The organism is Stenotrophomonas sp. Steno-C18 (assembly GCF_056393195.1).
Genome location: NZ_JBWJOX010000009.1, coordinates 1 through 17,614, shown reverse-complemented (window position 1 = coordinate 17,614; position 17,614 = coordinate 1). Strand labels below are relative to the sequence as shown.

General features: G+C 68.2%; 16 protein-coding genes. 7 read left to right on the top strand and 9 right to left on the bottom strand.

The window, feature by feature from the left end:
- Nucleotides 1-3: 3 nt before the first annotated feature.
- Genes AC06FE_RS16295 through AC06FE_RS16285 form a run of 3 tightly spaced genes read left to right on the top strand, consistent with a single transcriptional unit; the run spans nucleotide 4 to nucleotide 3,378 of the window.
- Nucleotides 4-2,091 carry a DUF802 domain-containing protein gene (locus AC06FE_RS16295; protein ID WP_478073634.1) on the top strand — a complete coding sequence of 696 codons (2,088 nt, stop codon included), beginning with the start codon at nucleotides 4-6 and terminating at the stop codon, nucleotides 2,089-2,091.
- Between the two features lie 5 nt (nucleotides 2,092-2,096).
- Nucleotides 2,097-2,744 (top strand): OmpA family protein, encoded by a 648-nt coding sequence (locus AC06FE_RS16290; RefSeq protein WP_132862291.1) that lies wholly within the window; start codon nucleotides 2,097-2,099, stop codon nucleotides 2,742-2,744.
- A complete protein-coding gene (locus AC06FE_RS16285) occupies nucleotides 2,734-3,378 on the top strand; it encodes a DUF2894 domain-containing protein (protein ID WP_478073633.1) in 645 nt (214 codons plus the stop codon). The genes AC06FE_RS16290 and AC06FE_RS16285 overlap by 11 nt, the downstream gene beginning before the upstream one ends.
- 352 nt (nucleotides 3,379-3,730) lie before the next feature.
- Here AC06FE_RS16285 and AC06FE_RS16280 read toward each other — a convergent pair whose 3' ends face one another.
- Nucleotides 3,731-4,438 carry a pirin family protein gene (locus AC06FE_RS16280; protein WP_192288362.1) on the bottom strand — a complete coding sequence of 236 codons (708 nt, stop codon included), beginning with the start codon at nucleotides 4,436-4,438 and terminating at the stop codon, nucleotides 3,731-3,733.
- Nucleotides 4,439-4,575: 137 nt separating this feature from the next.
- Here AC06FE_RS16280 and AC06FE_RS16275 point away from each other — a divergent pair, with 137 nt between their 5' ends.
- Complete coding sequence (locus AC06FE_RS16275) at nucleotides 4,576-5,496, top strand: LysR family transcriptional regulator (protein WP_313254820.1); 921 nt, start codon at nucleotides 4,576-4,578, stop codon at nucleotides 5,494-5,496.
- Nucleotides 5,497-5,508: 12 nt separating this feature from the next.
- On the opposite strand, the gene AC06FE_RS16270 is transcribed toward AC06FE_RS16275, so the two are convergent.
- The 8 genes from AC06FE_RS16270 to AC06FE_RS16235 form a co-directional block, all read right to left on the bottom strand.
- On the bottom strand, nucleotides 5,509-6,675 hold the full coding sequence (locus tag AC06FE_RS16270; protein WP_478073632.1) for a GDSL-type esterase/lipase family protein: 1,167 nt from the start codon (nucleotides 6,673-6,675) through the stop codon (nucleotides 5,509-5,511).
- Between the two features lie 175 nt (nucleotides 6,676-6,850).
- On the bottom strand, nucleotides 6,851-7,489 hold the full coding sequence (locus AC06FE_RS16265) for an RpiB/LacA/LacB family sugar-phosphate isomerase (RefSeq protein WP_192288365.1): 639 nt from the start codon (nucleotides 7,487-7,489) through the stop codon (nucleotides 6,851-6,853).
- 331 nt (nucleotides 7,490-7,820) lie between these two features.
- The gene (gene kduD / locus AC06FE_RS16260) at nucleotides 7,821-8,576 is read right to left on the bottom strand and encodes a 2-dehydro-3-deoxy-D-gluconate 5-dehydrogenase KduD (RefSeq protein WP_132862285.1); all 756 of its coding nucleotides are present in this window, start codon (nucleotides 8,574-8,576) and stop codon (nucleotides 7,821-7,823) included.
- A gap of 217 nt (nucleotides 8,577-8,793) precedes the next feature.
- Complete coding sequence (locus tag AC06FE_RS16255) at nucleotides 8,794-9,879, bottom strand: LacI family DNA-binding transcriptional regulator (protein WP_323438603.1); 1,086 nt, start codon at nucleotides 9,877-9,879, stop codon at nucleotides 8,794-8,796.
- Between the two features lie 227 nt (nucleotides 9,880-10,106).
- Complete coding sequence (locus AC06FE_RS16250; protein WP_132862283.1) at nucleotides 10,107-11,390, bottom strand: TRAP transporter large permease; 1,284 nt, start codon at nucleotides 11,388-11,390, stop codon at nucleotides 10,107-10,109.
- A gap of 3 nt (nucleotides 11,391-11,393) precedes the next feature.
- Nucleotides 11,394-11,927: a TRAP transporter small permease gene (locus AC06FE_RS16245; RefSeq protein WP_132862282.1), complete on the bottom strand. Its 534-nt coding sequence runs from the start codon at nucleotides 11,925-11,927 to the stop codon at nucleotides 11,394-11,396.
- Between the two features lie 13 nt (nucleotides 11,928-11,940).
- Entirely contained in the window at nucleotides 11,941-12,945 is a 1,005-nt protein-coding gene (locus tag AC06FE_RS16240) for a TRAP transporter substrate-binding protein (protein ID WP_478073631.1), read from the bottom strand.
- 36 nt (nucleotides 12,946-12,981) lie between these two features.
- Nucleotides 12,982-13,809, bottom strand: a complete 828-nt coding sequence (locus AC06FE_RS16235) for a 2-keto-4-pentenoate hydratase (RefSeq protein ID WP_446541577.1) — start codon at nucleotides 13,807-13,809, stop codon at nucleotides 12,982-12,984.
- Between the two features lie 130 nt (nucleotides 13,810-13,939).
- Between AC06FE_RS16235 and AC06FE_RS16230 the strand changes: the two genes are divergently transcribed.
- The 3 genes from AC06FE_RS16230 (at nucleotide 13,940) to AC06FE_RS16220 (ending at nucleotide 17,584) form a co-directional block, all read left to right on the top strand.
- Nucleotides 13,940-14,944, top strand: coding sequence for an alpha/beta hydrolase (locus AC06FE_RS16230; protein ID WP_478073630.1), 1,005 nt, complete (start codon nucleotides 13,940-13,942; stop codon nucleotides 14,942-14,944).
- 64 nt (nucleotides 14,945-15,008) lie between these two features.
- Nucleotides 15,009-16,616, top strand: coding sequence for a carboxylesterase/lipase family protein (locus AC06FE_RS16225; RefSeq protein ID WP_478073629.1), 1,608 nt, complete (start codon nucleotides 15,009-15,011; stop codon nucleotides 16,614-16,616).
- A gap of 368 nt (nucleotides 16,617-16,984) precedes the next feature.
- On the top strand, nucleotides 16,985-17,584 hold the full coding sequence (locus AC06FE_RS16220; protein WP_478073628.1) for a cysteine dioxygenase family protein: 600 nt from the start codon (nucleotides 16,985-16,987) through the stop codon (nucleotides 17,582-17,584).
- Nucleotides 17,585-17,614 lie beyond the last annotated feature (30 nt).

Genomic DNA, 17,614 nt, shown 5'->3' with positions numbered 1-17,614 from the left:
CCTATGTCCAGAAACCTCGTCGCAATCGTCGTCTTCCTCGTGGGCCTGCTGGCCGTGTGCTGGATCGGTGTCGGCTATGCAGGCACGCACCCGCTGGCCGCGGTGGTCGCCGCGGTCATCGCCGCCTGCTACCTGGCCGGCGCGTATGAGCTGTTCCGCTACCGCCAGGCCACCACCACGCTGGTGCAGGCACTGCCGGCCATCGCCGACGGCGCGGACAACTTGGACGGCTGGCTGTCGCGGCTGGCCCCCAGCCTGCGCAACGCGGTGCGCCTGCGCGTGCAGGGCGAACGCGTCGGCCTGCCGGCCCCGGCCCTGACCCCGTACCTGGTCGGCCTGCTGGTGCTGCTGGGCATGCTCGGCACCCTGCTCGGCATGATGGCCACGCTGCGCGGCACCGGCCTGGCGCTGGAAAGCGCCACCGACCTGGACGCCATCCGCAGCTCGCTGGCCGCCCCGGTCAAGGGCCTGGGCTTCGCCTTCGGCACCTCGATCGCCGGCGTCGCCAGCTCGGCCGCGCTGGGCCTGTTGTCGGCGCTGTTGCGCCGTGAGCGCGCCCAGGCCGTGCAGGAACTGGATGCCGGCATCGCCGCCCAGCTGCAGGCGCATTCGCCGGCCTTCCAGCGCAATGAAACCTTCCGCCTGCTGCAGGAGCAGAACGCGCTGATGCCGGCCCTGGTCGATCGCCTGCAGGCGATGATGGGCAGCCTGGAACAGCAGCAGCATGGCAACAACGAACGCCTGCAGGCCAACCAGCAGGCGTTCCACGAGCGCACCGAGGCCGCGTACACGCAGCTGGCCGCCTCGCTGCAGGCCGCCATGCAGGATGGCATCCGCCACCAGGCCAACGCGGTGGGCACGGCCCTGCAACCGGTGGTCGACGCCACCATGCAGGGGCTGGCCGAACGCTCCAACGCCCTGCATGCAACCATCGACGATGCGGTGCAGAAGCAGCTCGACGGCCTCAACTCCGTGGTCCGCGAGGCCGCCGCCGGCGCCAGCGACAGCTGGAAGACCGCACTGGCCGAACAGCAACGCGCCAACGCCGCGCTGACCGGCGAACTGCAGCAGGCCCTGCAGCAGTTCAGCACCGGCTTCGAGCAGCGCGCGAGCGCCCTGGTCGACGGCGTCGCCGCACGCATGGAAGACAACACCCGGCGCACCGCCGATGCCTGGAACGCCGCACTCACCCTGCAGCACGGCACCCACGATGCCCTGGCCCAGCGCAACGAGCAGGCGCTGCTCGCCGCTTCGGACAGTTTCCAGGGCCACGCCCGTTCGCTGGTCGATGCGCTGCGCCAGTCGCACGACGAACTGCAGGCCGCCTTCGCCGCACGCGACGAACAACGCTTGGGCAACTGGTCGCAGGCCCTGTCGGCGATGGTCGAACGGCTGGACCAGAGCTGGACGCACAACGGCGCGCAGGTCGCCGCCCGCCAGCAGCAGATCTGCGACACGCTGGCACAGACCGCGCAGGCCATGGGCGAGCAGTCGCAGGCGCATGCGCGCGACACCCTGGCCGAGATCTCGCGGCTGGTGCAGACCGCTTCCGAAGCGCCGCGCGCGGCCGCCGAAGTGGTCGCCGAGCTGCGCCAGAAGCTGTCCGACAGCATGGTCCGCGACACCGCGATGCTGGAGGAACGCGGCCGCCTGCTGTCCACGCTGGAAACCCTGCTCGACGCGGTCAACCACGCCTCCACCGAACAGCGCAGCGCCGTCGATGCCCTGGTCAGCACCTCGGCCGACCTGCTGGAGCGCGTCGGCAACCGTTTCAGCGCGCAGCTGGAAGACCAGACCACCCGCCTGGACGGCGCCGCGGCCCAGGTCACCACCAGCGCGGTGGAAATGGCCAGCCTGGGCGATGCGTTCGGCACCGCCGTGCAGTTGTTCGGCCAGTCCAGCGAGGCGCTCAGCCAGCGCCTGCAGCTGATCGAGACCGCGCTGGACAAGTCGCTGGCACGCAGCGACGAACAGTTGGCCTACTACGTCGCCCAGGCGCGCGAGGTCATCGACCTGAGCATGCTCTCGCAGAAGCAGATCATCGGTGAGCTGCAACAGCTGGCCGAAGCCCGCGACGGCAGCGGGGCCTGAGTGGCATGAGCGACGAGATCGAATTCGACGCCGAATCCACCGCCACCACCTGGGCCGCGTTCGGCGACCTGATGTCGGTGCTGCTGGGTGCATTCGTGCTGATCCTGGCCAGCGTCATCGGCATCCAGCTGCTGCTGCATAACCGTCTGGACGAGGAAGTGAAGCAGCGCCAGGCGCAGACGGCCAAGCTCAAGACGCTGGAGCAGGCACTGGCCGCGCCGATGGCCGCCGGCCGCATCACCGTCATCGACGGCCGCATCGGCATCAGCGGCAGCGTGCTGTTCGCGCTCAACTCCGACCAGCTGCAACCGGAAGGCCGCGAGCTACTGCAGAGCATCGCCGGCCCGCTGCGTGAGTACCTGCACGCACGCGAGGAGATCCTGATGGTCAGCGGCTTCACCGACAACCAGCCGGTGCGCGTGGCCAATGCCCGCTTCGCCGACAACCTGGAACTGTCGGCCGCGCGCGCGCTCACTGTCACCCGCACCCTGATCGCCGATGGCGTGCCGTCGGCGTCGGTGTTCGCCGCGGCCTTCGGCGCCGAGCAGCCGGTCAGCCCCAACGACGACGAGGCCGGGCGTGCGAAGAACCGCCGCGTCGAGATCGCACCGATTCCGCGGCCGCACACCGATGGCAAGGCCGATGCCCGCTGATCCGGCGGTGCACGCACGGCTGGATGCGTGGCGCACCCAGGGCGCCGACCGCGTCGATCCGCTGCGCTTTGGCCTGATCGACGCACTTGCCCGCCGTGCCGGTGCCTACGACGGCGCGGTCCGCACACAGCTGGAAGCGCGCCTGTCGCAGCTGCTCGACGACTACGCCGGGATCGTGCAGCGGCACGTACCGGACACGGCCGCCGGCGAGGACGCGCCCAGCCCGCTGCGGCAGCTGATCACGCTGCTGACCACCGAGCCGCTGCAGTACCAGCTGCCGTTGAATGCGGCCGGCCGCACCGAGGCCGCGGCCGAGGACACCGGCGACGGCACCGCGCTGCCGGTACTGGACGAGTTCCAGCAGCTGTGGGGCCGCATCCGCATCGAGAGCCTGCTGCGGCAATGCCTGGATGCCCTGCCCGAAGACGCCGGCCCGCTGCATTCCAGCGTGCTCACCTACCGTGCCATGGCATTGATGCAGGAGATTTCGCCGGACTACCTGCAGCACTTCATCGCCTATGTCGACGTGCTTACCTGGATGGAGCCGCTCAGCGGCAACGACACCGCGCCCGAGCCCAGCCGCAGCGCCAGCAAGCGCAAGGCCGCCCCGCGAAAGAAGAAACCGGCGCCGTAGGCCGCGATTTCGCCCCGGCAGGCGCCACGCACGCCTCCCCTGTGCGCATGAATGCGCACAAGGGGCCGAATACTGTGGACCGGTTGGCGTTTCACCACGCCGTCTACACATCAGGGATGAAAGGCTGCACGTGACGGCTCGCCCGTCACGTCATCCCCCCGATGACGCCCTCTTGGTTGCAGAGCCCAATCTGCAACGAACCGGCCGCTGGCCCTGCCAGTGCGGGACGCCCGAAAGGCTCGTCGTGAACCGGTGTTTCGTCGCCTCCCCTGCTCCGGACCCGCCCGCGTGACGGCCAGACGCCGCTGCCACGGCCTTGCGGTCGCGGCAACGGCGGGTCCTTGAAACCGGCTTACAGCGCGGCGGTATCGACCAGCACCAGCTCCGAATCCTCCAGCGCGCGGATGGTGATGCTGTCCTCGCCGGTGATGGCGGCGCCGTCTCGGGCATCGAGCGGCACGCCGTTCACTTCCACCTTGCCGGTGTTGGGCACCAGGTAGCCGTGGCGGCTGGCGTCGCTGAAGCGGTACTCGGTGCTTTCACCGGCCTTGAGCGTGGCACCGGACACCCGCGCATTGGCACGGATCGGCAACGCGTCGTCGTCGCCTTCGATGCCGCTGGCCAGCGTCACGAAGCGGCCGCTGCGCTCGCCCTTCGGGAACGGCTTGGTGCCCCACGACGGCTTGCCACCGCGCTCATCCGGGAAGATCCAGATCTGGAAGATGCGGGTGATGCCCGGCTCCAGGTTGTACTCGGCGTGGCGGATGCCGCTGCCGGCACTCATCACCTGCACGTCGCCGGCCTCGGTGCGGCCCTTGTTGCCCTGGTCGTCCTGGTGGCTGATGGCACCCTCGCGCACGTAGGTGATGATCTCCATCTCGGCGTGCGGGTGCGGCGGGAAGCCGGTGCCGGGCTGGATGGTGTCGTCATTCCAGACCCGCATCGCACCCCAGTTCACGCGCTTGGGGTCGTGGTACTCGGCGAAGGAAAAATGATGCTTGGCATCGAGCCAACCATGATTGGCTCCACCAAGGCTGGCAAACGGGCGACGTTCAATCATGGCGTTCTCCTGGGAAACAGTGGTTTGTCGATGGGCGCCAGTCTAGGCCTGCCCCGCAATGCAGAGAATAGAAACAATGGAAAGGCATGCTTTCCATTTCTGCGATACTGCGCGCAACGCCCTGTCCCGGATGCCCGATGAGCCGCCTGCCCGATCTTGAAGCCTGGGCCATCTTCGCCAAGGTGGCCGAAGCCGGCTCCTTCGCCCGTGCCGCCGAGGAGCTGTCGCTGTCGCAGGCCACTGTCTCCAAGGCCATCACCCGGCTGGAGGCGCGCGTGGGCACGGCCCTGCTGCACCGCACCTCGCGCCGGGTCTCGCTGACCGACGCCGGCCAGGGCGCGCTGGAGCGCGCCGTGCGCATCCTCGATGAGGGCGAGGCCATCGAATCGGAGGTCGCCGAGCGCTCCACCGCCCTGCGCGGCTTGATCCGCGTCGCCGCACCGATGTCCTTCGGCGTGGCCCGGCTGGCCCCCTTGCTGCCGGCGTTCATGCAGGCCCATCCGGACGTGGAGCTGGACCTGCAGCTCAGCGACGACATGGTCGACATGGTCGCCGAGCGCTTCGACATGGCCCTGCGCATCACCAACCTGGCCGATTCCAGCCTGCGCGCGCGGCGCCTGTGCCAGGTCCGCATCCTGCTGGTGGGCGCACCGGCCTACTTCGCCGCGCATGGCCGGCCCCGGCATCCGCGCGACCTCGCCCGGCACCGGGGCTTCCAGTACAGCTACACCCGCGGCGGCAACACCTGGCGCTTCCGCCACGCACGCCACGGCGAGTTCGCGCAGACCGTGCCGCGCCCACTGCAGGCCAACAACGCCGAAGTATTCGCCCCCGCGTTGCATGCCGGTCTTGGGCTGGCGCTGCAGCCGGAATTCCTGGTCTGGGAAGACCTGCGCGCGGGGCGGCTGGAAACGGCGCTGGACGACTGGAAGGTCGAACCGTTGGCGCTGAGCATCGTCACCCCGCCGGGCCTGCGCCGGCCCGCACGCGTGCAGGCACTGATCGACTACCTGGCGCAACGCCTGGAAAAGGAGCCATGGGCCCTCCAGGCGCCCTGATGCCCGCAGGGGCTACCGGGTCGTCGGATACGCCAGCATCACCACCAGGTCCTCGTCGCCGGTCTGCTGCAGGGCATGCGTGCTGCCACTGCGGGTAAGCAGCGCGTGGCCGGGGCCCACCTCGTACTGCTGGCCATCAAGCACGTACAGGCCACGCCCGCTCACGATGTAGTAGATCTCGTCCTTGTGCTGCGGATGCAGGCCGATGCCTGCGCCCTTGTGCAGCACGCGCTTGCGCAGCACGAACGGCAGGTCGCCGACCTCGGCGAAGAAGGAGTACGCGGTGGTCGGGCCGGCGCCGCCATGCGGCCCGGGCTGGGTGCGGGCAATGTCCTGCTCGCGGATCACCCGCGAGCCGTGCGCATCGGCCGCTGCTTTGGCCGGAGCCACGGGCGCGGCGACGGCTGCCGTCGTGGCGGCAGGTGGTGGCGGTGCACTGATCGCGCCGCAATCGATGTCGCGTTGCAGCCCCTCCCGCATCCGCGGCTGCAGCTCGACCCAGCCACGCATCACCAGGCAGGCCACCGCGGTCGCGCCGGCGGTGCTGAAGTGGGTGCCGTCCGCCTTGCCCTGCGCCGGCACGAACATGAAGTAGGGCCTGGCCCCCTGCTCGCCCAGCGCGCGGATCCACGCCATCGAGCGGGCATTGAGATCGATCAACGCCACCTGCCGCTCGCGCGCCACCCGCTGCATGGCCTGGGTATAGCGACCATGCGTGTCCAGCAGCGCGCCGAAGTCGTACAGCAACCGCGCCGCCGGCGTGACCAGGATCGGCGTGGCCCCCTTCTCCCGCGCCACGGCGATGTAGCGCTCGAGGAACATCACGTAGTCGCCGTCCGGCGCGGTGTAGCGGCTGGGGTCCTCGAACTTGGCATCGTTGTGGCCGAACTGGATCAGCAGCACATCACCGGGGCGCAAGGCGTGGCCGATCGCGTCCAGCCGTCCTTCGGCGATGAAGCTGCGCGTACTGCGCCCGCCCACCGCATGGTTGTGCACCTGCCACTGCGCCGGGTCCAGCCAGCCCTGCAGCATCTGCCCCCACCCCGCCTGCGGCGCGCGCTCGGGGCCATAGGTCGCCGCAGTGGAATCAGCGGCAATGAAAACCGAATGCGGCGCATCCGCGGCAATGGCATTGCCTGCCATGCACAGCAGGAGGAAACAGGAAGAAAGGAGCTTCATGAAAGCGAAGCCTCCGACCGCCTGGCGGCCATGTAGGAGCGCCCTCGGGCGCGAAGCCGGCCCCTGATCCGGAGCCGGCAACCTCACTGCGGTTCCATGCCCGCAACCGGTAACAACAAGGGCGCCGCCCGGCGCCCTTGTCCGCCCGCAAGGGCATTACCGCAACACCAGGCGCTTACTTGCCCAGCACGCCCTTCACGTAGGCCACGATGTCCGCGTCCTGGGCGTTGTCGAAGAACGCCTTCTGGAAGCGCTCGCCGCCCACGGCCTGCTTCACCAGCTCCTGGTCGATGGCCTTCAGGCCTTCGACGAAGTCCTTCGACGCGCCCTGCTTCACCTGCGCCAGGATGCCGGCATTGGCCATCTGCGATTCCTTGCGCTCGGCCGGGTAGCCCTGGCCGCGCTCACCGGCGAACGCCTTCTCGAAGATGAAGCGGATGTTGATCTCCGCGCCCCAGCCGTAGCCCTTGGCGAACGGCAGCGCCAGCGCGTTGCCGTTGTTGACCTGGGCGAACAGGAACGCATCGGTCGGCTCGATGCAGTAGCCGCAGTACACGCCCGGCCAGGCATTGAGCGACATCATCGCGCCCTGGCCGGTGCCGCAGCCGGCGACCACGAAGTCCACGGCCTTGGCGTTGAGCAGCAGCGCGGCGCAGATGCCCAGGTGGATGTAGGTCAGGCGGTGGTCGTTGTCACCGTCCATGCCCACGTTGAACACGTCATGGCCCTGTGCGGCGGCCACGGTGTTGAGCTGTTCCAGCACCACCGGGTTCTTGGCGGCCTGGCTGAATTCCTGCATCAACGCGATCTTCATTGCATGACTCTCTTGTATGGGAAACGTTGTTGTTGATGAGTTGAAAGCCAAGGCAGAGGCTTCCCTCATCCGCCCCTTCGGGGCACCTTCTCCCGCACGCGGGAGAAGGGAAATCCGTGCAGCTCGCCATTGCTGCCTGGGCTGTCGCTTCGGCTTTGGCTTCGGCTATTGCAGTTGCTTTGGCTTTGGCTTTGGCAGTTGCAGTTGCTTCGGCTATTGCTCTCCCCTCTCCCGCATGCGGGAGAGGGGTAGGGGTGAGGGCGCTTCCAGCTTTTCAGCATTTGACGCCTTGGCTCTGGCCTTCCAGCCGTCACCTCATCACCTTCAACCCTCAGCGCGCCAACCAGCCACCATCGACCGGGATGATCGCGCCGTTGACGTAATCCGACGCACTGGACGCCAGGAACACCGCAGTGCCACCAAGGTCTTCCGGCTTGCCCCAGCGGCCGGCCGGGATGCGGTCCAGGATGGCCTTGTTGCGGTCTTCGTCGGCGCGCAACTGCGCGGTGTTGTCGGTGGCCATGTAGCCCGGCGCGATCGCGTTGATGGTCACGCCCTTGCCTGCCCACTCATTGGCCAGCAGGCGGGTGATGCCGGCGATGCCGCTCTTGGAGGCGGTGTAGGACGGCACCCGGATGCCACCCTGGAAGGACAGCATCGAGGCGATGTTGATGATCTTGCCGCTGCCTTGGGCGATGAAGTGCTTGCCCGCGGCCTGGCTCATGAAGAACGCCGACTTGATGTTCACGTTCATCACGTCGTCCCAGTCCTTCTCGCTGAACTCCACCGCATCGGCGCGGCGGATCAGCCCGGCGTTGTTGACCAGGATGTCCAGGCCACCCAGCCCGGCCACGGTCTCGGCGACCACGCGCTCGACCGGTTCGATGCTGATCAGGTTGGCCTCGATGTTGAGGAAACGGCGGCCCAGCGCGCGCACCTTCCCGGCGGTCTCCTCGGCCGGGACGATGCCGGCACCGGCGATGTCGGCACCGGCGGCGGCCAGCGCCAGCGCGATGCCCTGGCCCAGGCCGGTATTGGCACCGGTTACCAGTGCGACCTTGCCTTCGAGACTGAATGGATTCGTCATGGTGTTCCTCTCCCTGAGCGGTGGTTCGTGGGTTGCTGCCGGCAGCGTGGCCGGAGGGGTTGCGGTGGCTGCGTTTGGCGCCTGCCGCGGCGGGGTCCGGCCGGCCCGGGAGCACGGCTCCAGGGCGGGTTCGGGACGATTCTAGCGGTTATGGAAACCGGTGTCATTTTGCGCCGCAAGAATAAGCGTTTTCCTTTTGGAACAATTACTTGGGGGGTCAGTCCTGCGGTGGCTGGCAGGAATCGCGCACGACCAGGTGCGGGCGCACGCTGGCCAGCGGCAGGGCACTCTTGCCCTCGGGCTGGATCAGCATCGCCGCGGCGGTGCGCCCGGTATCGCGGGTATTGCGCCGCACCGAGGTCAGCGACGGCCACAGCCGCGAGGCCAGCGGGCTGTCGTCGTAACCCACCACCGACAGCTCGCGCGGAATGTTGATGCCCGCACGCATGGCCACCTTGTACACACCGGCGGCCATTTCGTCGTTGCCGGTGAAGATGGCGGTCGGTCGCTGCTTGCCCAGCAGCAGCTTCTCGGCCGCGGCCACGCCCGACTCGAAGGTGTAGCCGGCCTCGATGATGCGCGCCGGCGGCAGCTCGATGCCGCGGTTCTGCAACGCCTCGATGAAGCCGGCGGTGCGCTCGTGCGCGGAGCGGTAGGCGGTCGGCCCGGTGATCAGCGCGATGTCACGGTGGCCTAGCGACAGCAGGTAGTCGGCGGCCTCGGCGGCGCCGTCGCGGTCGTGGGTGATCACCATCTGCGAGGTGTCATCCAGCGGCAACGCGGCGATGCGGGTGAAGCGGCAGCCGATCTCGTCGAGCATGTCGGCCAGCGCCTGGTCTTCGGAGGCACGCGGCACCAGGATCACCCCGTGCAGCTTCTGCTGCTGCACGAAGCGCTTCACCCCCTCGATGTAGCCGGGACTGCGCGTGTCGCAGGGGTGCACCACCAGCTCGAAGCTGGAGCCACGCAGCGCGTCCAGCGCGCCGTTCTGCATGTCCACCACGTACTGCGCGGTGGGGTTGTCGTAGACCATGCCGATCAGGAACGAACGCCGGAACGCCAGGCCACGGGCCAACGGGTCGGGCGCGTAGCCCACCTCACGCATCAATGCCTCGACCTTCTCGCGGGTGTCTTTGCGCACCAGCGGCGAGTTGTTGATGATCCGCGACACCGTCTTCTTGGAGACACCGGACAGGCGTGCGATGTCGTTGATCGTGGCGGGTCGGCCCAGGTTGTGGGCCGGGGCGTCGACGTCGGTCTTCTTGCGCAAGGCGAGGTCCTTGAAACCGTTCAATGCAGTCATTCTATCGGGCCGCGCTCGTTCCAGAGCGCGGGCGTGGGCGTTGCGGGAAGGCACCCCGGCGTTGCCGGCGGCAGGCTCATGGCCTGCACCGATGCCCGTTTGATCCCCGCCACATTGTGAGGGCAGTCGCGGCGCGCCATCTGAACGGGGCGCGCCGCCGTGCTGTACCCATCCCGGTGGCGACATGCCCCCGCCAGCCACCACCGGCGGGTACCTGGCCGGCGGCATCAACTACGCAGCAGCGCCGGCAGCCACAACGACATCTCCGGGAAGAACGTCACCGCCAGCAGCACGCCCAGGCCGGCCAGCCAGAACGGCCAGATGGTCTTCATGCTCTCACCGACGGTGATCTTGCCGATCGCCGTGCCGATGAACAGCACCGAGCCCACCGGCGGCGTCACCAGGCCCAGGCCACCGGTCAGCACCAGCACCAGGCCGAAGTGGATCGGGTCGATGCCGTAGGCCTTGGCCACCGGCAGGAAGATCGGCGTGCAGATCAGGATCATCGGGGCCAGGTCCATGAAGGTGCCCAGCAACAGCAGCATCACCACGATCATCAGCAGCACCATGTACTTGCTGTGCGCGAAGGACTGCAGGAACTCCACCGCCGCCGCCGGCACCTGCAGGTAGGCCAGCAACCAGCCGAACACCGCCGCGGTGGCGATCACGAACAGGATCACGCCGGTGCTGCGCGCGGCATGCACCACGGTGGCCATGAACTCCTTCCAGCGCAGCTGGCGGTACAGCACGGTGGTCACCAGCAGCGCGTACACCACCGCGATCGCCGCCGACTCCACCGCGGTGAAGATGCCGGCGCGGATGCCGAAGAAGATCAGGCCGACCAGGCCCAGGCCCGGCAGCGCCGCGACCAACCGCAGCAGCACCGCGCGCATGCCCGGAAAGGCTTCCACGCCGTAGCCGCGACGGCGCGCCACCACGTAGCCGGTCACCATCAGCACCACCGTCATCAGCAATGCCGGCACGATGCCCGCGGCGAACAGGTCGGCGATGGACAGGCCACCACCGGCCGCGGCCGAGAACAGGATAAGGTTGTGCGACGGTGGCACCAGCAGCGCCACCAGCGCCGCGGTGATGCTGACGTTGACCGCGAAGTCGCGGTCGTAGCCGCGCTTGACCATCTGCGGGATCATCGTGCCGCCCACCGCCGAGACGTCGGCGATCGCCGAGCCCGACACGCCACCGAAGAACAGCGAGGACAGGATCGACACCTGGCCCAGGCCGCCGCGCATGCGCCCGACCAGCGACGAGGCCAGCGAGATCAGGCGCTCGGAGATGCCACCGCGCATCATGATTTCACCGGCGAAGATGAACAGTGGAATGGCGATCAGCGAGGCCGAACCGGTGCCGGCGGAGATCTGCTGCACCAGCACGATGCTGGGCAGGTCCAGGTACAACAGGGTGGCCAGTGCCGCGGCGGCCAGCGCATAGGCGACCGGCACGCCGATCAGCAGCAGCACGCCGAACACGGCGAAGAGGATTGCGATACCCATGGCTCAACGGTCTCCTTCAGCGGTGCCGGCACTGCCCGCGCCGGCCTGCAATGCCTGCGCCATCCGGTTCAATGCGAACACCGCCATCAGCGCGCCACCGATGCTCAACGGCAGGTAGTTCACGCTCTGCGGCAGGTTGGCGCCGGCGGTCTTGATGTGCAGGCCGTCCAGCCACAGCACCCAGCCCCACCAGGCGATGAAGCCGCCGATGACGGCGATGATCAGCGGCACCAGTGCATCGATCACGCGCTTGATCGCCGGGTTGATGTAGTCGGCCAGCAGGAAGAAGCCGAAGTGGCGGTTGGTATACACGCCGGCCGCCGCGCCCAGGCTCATCGCCGTGCTCAGCAACAGCAGCGTCACCGGCTCGGTCCAGCTGGGCGAATCATTGATCACGTAGCGGGCGAAGACCTGCCAGCCCTGCACCACCACCAGCCCGAGCAGGGCCAGCACAGCGATATGGATGACGACGTCGGCCAGCCGTTCCAGCACGCGCTGGAAGCCCGTCGTCACCGTGGTTTCGTTGGTATCAGACATCGTGGCGCGGTCCTCAGGCGAAATCGCGGATGCGACGGTGCAGCGCGGCGATGTCCGCCTGCTTCAGGTAGTCGCGCAGCAGCGGTGCCGCCGCTTCGCGGAAGGCCGGCATGTCCACCGCATTGGCTTTCACGCCGTAGGCCAGCACCGCTTCGCGCGCCTTGTCCTCGGAGGCATCCCACTCCCTGCGCATCACCTGCACCGACTGCCGCGCCAGCTCCAGCAGCAGTTGCCGGTCGGCCGGGGACAGCGCGTCCAGGCTGCGGCGCGACATCAGCAGGATGTCCGGCGCATACGAATGCTGGCTCTCGGACCAGTAGTGCGCCGCCTCGAAATGGCGGCTGGAGTGGAAGCTGCGCATGTTGTTCTCGGCGCCGTCGATCATGTGCGTCTCCATGCCGGAGAACGTGTCGCCCAGCGACATCGGCGTCGGGTTCGCCCCGAACATGCGCATCAGCTGCAGGAAGATGTCCGAGCTGGCCACGCGCAGCTTCAACCCGTGCAGGTCGCCGGGTTCGACGATCGGGTGCTTGGTGTTGTAGAAGCTGCGTGCACCGGAGTCATAGACCGCCAGGCCGACCAGCCCGCGGCTCTCGAAGCCGCGCAGCACCGCATCGCCGATGCCACCGTCCAGCGCACGCCGCATGTGCTGCACCGAGTCGAACACGTACGGCAGACACAGGGCCTGGGTCAGCGGGAAGGCATTGTTCAACGCGCCGGAGTACACGCGGGTGATGTCGATGGCACCGAAGCGGGCCATGTCGATCGCCTCGGACTCGCGGCCGAGCTGGCCGGAGTGGTACTGGTTCAGGCGCAGCCGGCCGCCGGTCTGCTGCTCCAGCTGCTGGCCGATCCACTTCACCGCGGTGACCGTCGGATAGTCGGCCACGTGCACGTCGCTGGCGGTCAGCACCTGCCCGCCTCCCGCCGCGCGCTTGCCACCCGCGCCGCAGGCGGCCAGCATCGGCGCGGCCAGCGCGCCCAGGCTGGTAGTGAGAAAACCTCGTCGAGTAACCATTGCGCCCTCCCGCGCGTGATGGATGGTGCCGCGGTATCACCCGGCGGGTACGGCCCTGCACGAAATCTCGCCGCAACCGGCGAAGCGGATCAATGCCTGCTGGCCCACGCCGATGTCATGGATGCCGGTGGCATTGCCGGTGGCGATCAGCTCGCCCTTCCTCAACGGCCGGCCACGCTTGGCCGAACGCGACAACGCGAAGGCGTAGGCCGCGCGCAGGCCACCGGGCAGGTGGGTGGCGCCACCGGTACCGACCACCGTGCCATCGATCAGGGTTTCCGCGCGCAGGTCCGGTTCGTCACGCCGGGTCCAGTCCGGAATCTCCGCGCCGAGCACCAGCCCGTTGTTGTTGCCGAAGTCGGACACCACCACGCGCGGCCCCAGGATATTGATCGTCGCCAGCGGGCTGCTGGCCACTTCCACGCCGATGAACAGACGGGCCGGCAGCGCCTCGGCCTCTTCCGGGGTCCAGTCGAGCTTGTCCGCCGGCGCGTCGGCCTCCAGCTGCAGCACGTACTCGGCCTCCACCGCGGCAAAACCACCGGCGGCCGAAAACACCGGGATATCCACGATGGCACCGGTAGCATTCCAGAGATTGCGCTGGAAAATCGGGCCCAGCAGACGCTCGTCGCCGGAGCCATCACGGCGCTCGGCCGCGATGTAGCCCACCTTCCAGCCCACCACCACGTCGTCCCAGCGGCCGATGGCCAGGTCCTGCACGCGGTAGGCAGTCACCAGATCATCCGGGATCGTGCCGGGAAAATCTGGAAGCGAACGTCCCTGGCGGCGGGCTTCCACAAAACTGCGGGCAATGTCGTCCAGCCCGGTATCCGACGGGTGCTGACTGCCTGGGTCGTTGCTCAAGTGACTCTCCTGATGTCTTTGTTGCACTGCCAATCGACAGTTGCCTGGTTGGCTGTATAAGGTAAACCGGTGTCATCTGACAATGTGCAGTGCACCAGAAGCGACGATCCCCTGCCATGCCGGATCCAACATGCTCCCACACACAATACGTAATCTTCTGTATTTACTGACTTTTTATCTTTTCATGCTGACCGCCCCGCTATTCGCCCAGAGCACGCCGGACGGCGAGCCGGCAGTGGGTTCGGCCGACCGCATCGCGCTGTGGCCGGATGGATTGGCACCGGGGGACAAGCCATTGCCCTCGCCGCGTCGCATCGTCGAACGCAGCGCCGACCCGGCCCTGCCGGACCGCTACATCGACCACGTCAGCACGCCCTATCTGGTCGTCCACCGCCCGGCACGGCCCAATGGCGACGCGCTGCTGGTCATTCCCGGCGGCGGCTACCAGCGTGTCGTGCTCGACAAGGAAGGCACCGCGCTGGTGCCGGCGTTCACCGAACAGGGCGGCACCACCTTGTTCGTGCTGCGCTACCGCCTGCCAGGCGAGGGCCGTGCGGACCGCGAAGCGGCGCTGGCCGACGCGCAGCGTGCACTGCGGCTGATCCGTCACCGGGCTGGCGAGTGGGGTATCCGCCCGCACCGCATCGGCGTGATGGGCTTCTCCGCCGGCGGTCACCTCGCCGCACGACTGGGCACCGGCTTCGATGCATCCGTCTATCCGCCCACCGACGCCATCGATGGGGAGAGCGCGCGCCCGGACTACCAGCTGCTGGTCTATCCGGTCATCGACATGCACGGCCCCGACACGCATGCCGGTTCGCGCCAGCGCCTGCTCGGCGACACCCCGTCCCCCGAGCTGCTGCAGCGCTACTCGATGCAGACCCGGGTACGCGCGGACACGCCGCCGACCTTCCTGTTGCACGCCGGCGATGACGACGTGGTCCCCGTCGGCAACAGCCTGCTGTTCTACCAGGCGCTGCGCACGGCCGGTGTCACCACCGAGATGCACCTGTTCCCGCACGGCGGCCACGGCTTCGGTGTCCGCGGCACCGCCGGCCTGACCAGCGCGGCCTGGCCACGCCTGGCGCTGGACTGGATCACCTCGCTCCCCCCGCCATCCCGCACCGCCCCCTGAATCCCTCTCCGATGGAGAGAGGGGTTGGGGTGGGGCCGTCGTCTCCCTCCATCACCCGCCGACCATGACCCAGCCACCCAGCAATCCCCACCGTCGCCAGTTCCTCCAGCACGCCGGCCTGCTCACCGCCGGCATCGGTTTGGCCACCGCCCACAACGCCGGCTGGGCGCACACCGGCAATGCGCCCATCGCCCGCACCCGCAGCGGCCGCATCGCGGGCCAGACCGAAGGCGGCATCCATGTCTTCCGTGGCATTCCCTACGGTGCCGACACTGCTCCACGCCGGTTCCAGCCAGCCCTGCAGGAGTCGGCCTGGAACGGTATCCGCGACGCACTGGCCCATGGCCCGGCCGCTCCGCAGACCGGCAATGAGGGCCCGGGGAGCGAAGACTGTCTTTACCTCAATGTCTGGACCCCGGCCCTGCACGATGGCGGCAAGCGCCCGGTGCTGTTCTATATCCACGGCGGCGCCTACAACAACGGCTCCGGCAGCGACCCGCTGTATGACGGCGGCAACCTGTGCCGGCGTGGCGACGTGGTGGTGGTCACCGTCAACCATCGCCTCAACCTGTTCGGCTATCTGCATCTGGCCCAGCTCGGCGGCCCTGCCTTGGCCGACTCCGGCAACGTCGGCCAGCTCGACCTGATCCAGGCCCTGCACTGGGTCCGCCAGCATGCGGCCGAGTTCGGCGGTGATGCCAACAACATCACGGTATTCGGCCAGTCCGGTGGCGGGGCCAAGATCGCCACCCTGATGGCCATGCCGGCGGCCAACGGGCTGTTCCATCGTGCCTGGACGATGAGCGGACAACAGGTCACCGCCGCCGGCCCACGCGCCGCCACCCAGCGTGCGCGGTTGGTCCTGGAGCATTTCAAGCTCGGCGATGCCGACGCACTGCGCCAGCTGCCGATGCAGCAGCTGCTGGAAGCGGTGAAACTCCGCGATCCCTCGCGCGTGGAGAGCACCGGCCTGTACGTCGGCCCGGTGCTGGACGCACGCAACCTGCCTGTACACCCGTTCTGGCCGCAGGCACCGGCCCAGTCGGCCGCCATTCCCATGGTCATCGGCAACACCCACGACGAAACCCGCGCCTTCCTCGGCAATGACCCGGCCAACCACACGCTGAGCTGGGAAGCGCTCCCGGCCAGGTTGGAAGCCCAGCAATACGTCGACCTGCTGCCGACGGTCGTCATCGCCGAATACCGCCGCCTGTATCCGCACTACACGCCGTCGGAGATATTCTTCGCCGCCACCACCGCCGGCCGCTCCTGGCGCGGTGCGATCGAGGAGCTCGAAGCCCGCGCCCGCCAGGGCGCCCCCACCTGGGCCTATCAACTGGACTGGTACGACCGCGGTGGTGACGCCGCGCACCTGCGCGCCTTCCACACCCTCGACATCCCGCTGGTGTTCCATAACCTGCAGCAACCCGGCGCACGCACCGGCAGCGGCCTGGAGGCCCAGCGCGTCGCCGACACGATGAGCGACGCCCTGCTCGCCTTCACCCGTCACGGCGATCCCAACCACCCCGGCCTGCCGCACTGGGAGCCCTACGCACTCGATCGCCGCCAGACCCTGCAGTTCGACGCCAACAGCCACCTCGGCGACGACCCGCGCGGCGGCGAGCGCAGACTCTACGCGCAAGCCCCGTTCATCCAGCGCGGCACGTTCTGACGCCCCGAATCTCCACCACAACCAGCGAACCCCATCCCCTCTCCCGCAAGCGGGAGAGGGTGCCCGAAGGGCGGGTGAGGGCGCGATTCAACAGCCCTCATCACAACCAGCGAAACCCATCCCTCTCCCGCAAGCGGGAGAGGGTGCCCGAAGGGCGGGTGAGGGCGCGATCCACCAGCCCTCATCACAACCAGCGGAACCCACCCCTCTCCCGCAAGCGGGAGAGGGTGCCCTAAGGGCGGGTGAGGGCGCCTTTGCCTCGCTCTTCATCAAGCGCCCAACCACGAACAGCGCACCCAACCGCATCCGCTGCTGCCCGACAACCCACTGACAACGGAATCTTTACCGCCCTCGCCTAGACTGCGGGCATGACGTTGGATACTTCGCACTACCCCGATTTTCCCGGCCGTCAGCATCTGCTCGATGGCATCGACGCCGCCCTGCAGGCCGGAAACACGTCTGCAACCGTCACCCATGTGCAGCGCGTGCTGGAACGGGCCATCAACGATCCACGCATCAGCCTGCCGCCCGTCATCCACAATCCGATCAACGATCACTATGCCCGCCGCGAGCTTTATCGCAGCCCGAGGCATGGCTACAGCATCATCGCCATGACCTGGGGCCCGGGACAGGGCACACCACTGCACGATCACGACGGCCTGTGGTGCGTCGAAGGTGTCTGGCGCGGCGATCTGGACATCACCCCGTACCAGCTCATCGAGCACCAGCAAGAGCGGTTCCGCTTCAGTCCCCGCCGATGCCTGCGCGGCACCCGCGGCAGCGCCGGCAACCTGATCCCGCCCGACGAGTTCCACACCCTGCGCAACGCCAGCAGCGACGCCATCGCCGTCTCGGTCCACGTCTATCAACGCGCCATGGATCGCAGCCACGTTTTCGAAGCCATCGCCGACAAACCCGGCTGGTACCACCGCCAAGCCCGCGCGCTCTCCCTCGACGCCTCCCCATAGACGCGCCCACCGGGATCCACGCGCAGTCCT

Excerpts from the sequence above, each read along its gene's own strand:
- AC06FE_RS16295 (WP_478073634.1), top strand. The coding sequence starts at position 4 with ATGTCCAGAAACCTCGTCGCAATCGTCGTCTTCCTCGTGGGCCTGCTG.
- AC06FE_RS16290 (WP_132862291.1), top strand. The coding sequence starts at position 2,097 with ATGAGCGACGAGATCGAATTCGACGCCGAATCCACCGCCACCACCTGG.
- AC06FE_RS16285 (WP_478073633.1), top strand. The coding sequence starts at position 2,734 with ATGCCCGCTGATCCGGCGGTGCACGCACGGCTGGATGCGTGGCGCACC.
- AC06FE_RS16280 (WP_192288362.1), bottom strand. The coding sequence starts at position 4,438 with ATGATTGAACGTCGCCCGTTTGCCAGCCTTGGTGGAGCCAATCATGGT.
- AC06FE_RS16275 (WP_313254820.1), top strand. The coding sequence starts at position 4,576 with ATGAGCCGCCTGCCCGATCTTGAAGCCTGGGCCATCTTCGCCAAGGTG.
- AC06FE_RS16270 (WP_478073632.1), bottom strand. The coding sequence starts at position 6,675 with ATGAAGCTCCTTTCTTCCTGTTTCCTCCTGCTGTGCATGGCAGGCAAT.
- AC06FE_RS16265 (WP_192288365.1), bottom strand. The coding sequence starts at position 7,489 with ATGAAGATCGCGTTGATGCAGGAATTCAGCCAGGCCGCCAAGAACCCG.
- kduD (WP_132862285.1), bottom strand. The coding sequence starts at position 8,576 with ATGACGAATCCATTCAGTCTCGAAGGCAAGGTCGCACTGGTAACCGGT.
- AC06FE_RS16255 (WP_323438603.1), bottom strand. The coding sequence starts at position 9,879 with ATGACTGCATTGAACGGTTTCAAGGACCTCGCCTTGCGCAAGAAGACC.
- AC06FE_RS16250 (WP_132862283.1), bottom strand. The coding sequence starts at position 11,390 with ATGGGTATCGCAATCCTCTTCGCCGTGTTCGGCGTGCTGCTGCTGATC.
- AC06FE_RS16245 (WP_132862282.1), bottom strand. The coding sequence starts at position 11,927 with ATGTCTGATACCAACGAAACCACGGTGACGACGGGCTTCCAGCGCGTG.
- AC06FE_RS16240 (WP_478073631.1), bottom strand. The coding sequence starts at position 12,945 with ATGGTTACTCGACGAGGTTTTCTCACTACCAGCCTGGGCGCGCTGGCC.
- AC06FE_RS16230 (WP_478073630.1), top strand. The coding sequence starts at position 13,940 with ATGCTCCCACACACAATACGTAATCTTCTGTATTTACTGACTTTTTAT.
- AC06FE_RS16225 (WP_478073629.1), top strand. The coding sequence starts at position 15,009 with ATGACCCAGCCACCCAGCAATCCCCACCGTCGCCAGTTCCTCCAGCAC.
- AC06FE_RS16220 (WP_478073628.1), top strand. The coding sequence starts at position 16,985 with ATGACGTTGGATACTTCGCACTACCCCGATTTTCCCGGCCGTCAGCAT.